Origin of the sequence: Clostridium thermobutyricum DSM 4928, assembly GCF_002050515.1 — a bacterium.
GTDB lineage: Bacteria > Bacillota > Clostridia > Clostridiales > Clostridiaceae > Clostridium > Clostridium thermobutyricum.
The window spans coordinates 1-1301 of sequence record NZ_LTAY01000001.1 but is presented as its reverse complement, the minus strand read 5'-3'; the positions used below and the strand labels follow the sequence as shown (position 1 = coordinate 1301).

Genomic DNA, 1301 nt, shown 5'->3' with positions numbered 1-1301 from the left:
TTACTCACCCGTCCGCCGCTAATCCATTTCCCGAAGAAAATTTCATCGCTCGACTTGCATGTGTTAGGCACGCCGCCAGCGTTCGTCCTGAGCCAGGATCAAACTCTCAATAAAAAGTTTAATCTTTTAGCTCTTAAAACTTACTTATAAAAGAATTGCTGGTTTAAGTTTGCTTATATATTATTCTGTTCAATTTTCAAAGACCATTTTTCCTCATCGCTTTTACCGACTTATCTAGTCTATCAACTAAAGTTGTATTTGTCAATATATTTTTTAAAACTTTAATTTTTCGCTTTTAAAATCTTGTCTGCTTCAAGCGACTCATTTATATTATCATCTATTTATCATTTAATTATTTTGAAATTCATCAATAAATAAATTTATAATTATTTAACTTTATATTTCTCTTTATTTCTAATATTTTTATATAAAGACACACTAGGAGTAGTTTAATTAAATTATCATCATTATATTGAGTTTTTTTATAAAATTTATTTAATTTATTTGTAGAAAAGACTTATAACTATATCTAAAAAACTAATAATAAACTTATATTGTTAGATTTGATAGAACTATCATCAATAAAAGTCTATTTATAAAATTAAATAATTCATTTTATATAAATTTTAATAATTTTATATCTTTAAGATTCTGAACACCTATTAAATCTTAATATTCATTTCTTTTTATATTGTCTTCATCACCAAATAAAATTATGTATAAAACTTCCTATAAATCTCTACTTTATATGTAAGTGCAAAATTTATATTCTATTAAATTGTTTATAAACATTATCTTTTTTGAATTTATCATGCATATTTCAATCATCAATTATATGTTATTAATATATATTTTAAACTCTATTTCTATTTTATATAATCACCATATTTTCTATAAAAATAAATATTATTTAATTATATTTGTATATTATCTCTTATATCTAACCTATAACTATCTAACCTATAACAAAAAGCCAGTAGATAAATCTACTGGCTCTTCCTGAGTTCTCACTTGGCAACTTCCTACTCTCCCACACAGTCTCCCATGCAGTACCATCGGCGTTATAGAGCTTAACTTTCCTGTTCGGAATGGGAAGGAGTGTACCCTCTATGCCATCATCACCAAATTATCAGATGTTCTCTGAAAATTGCACATCAAATTCTGTTGATATTTTTATTGGTCAAGCCCTCGATCTATTAGTATTAGTCAGCTGAACATGTTACCATGCTTACACCCCTAACCTATCAACCTTGTGTTCTTCAAGGGATCTTACTAGCTTACGCTATGGGAAATCTAATCTT

General features: G+C 26.8%; 3 rRNA genes. All 3 read right to left on the bottom strand.

The features are described from left to right. A 16S ribosomal RNA gene (locus CLTHE_RS00015) occupies positions 1 to 114 on the bottom strand; the annotation flags it as partial. A gap of 895 nt (positions 115 to 1009) precedes the next feature. Next, a 5S ribosomal RNA gene (gene rrf, locus CLTHE_RS00010) occupies positions 1010 to 1126 on the bottom strand. A 50-nt stretch (positions 1127 to 1176) separates the two neighbouring features. Continuing rightward, positions 1177 to 1301 (bottom strand): 23S ribosomal RNA (locus CLTHE_RS00005); the annotation flags it as partial.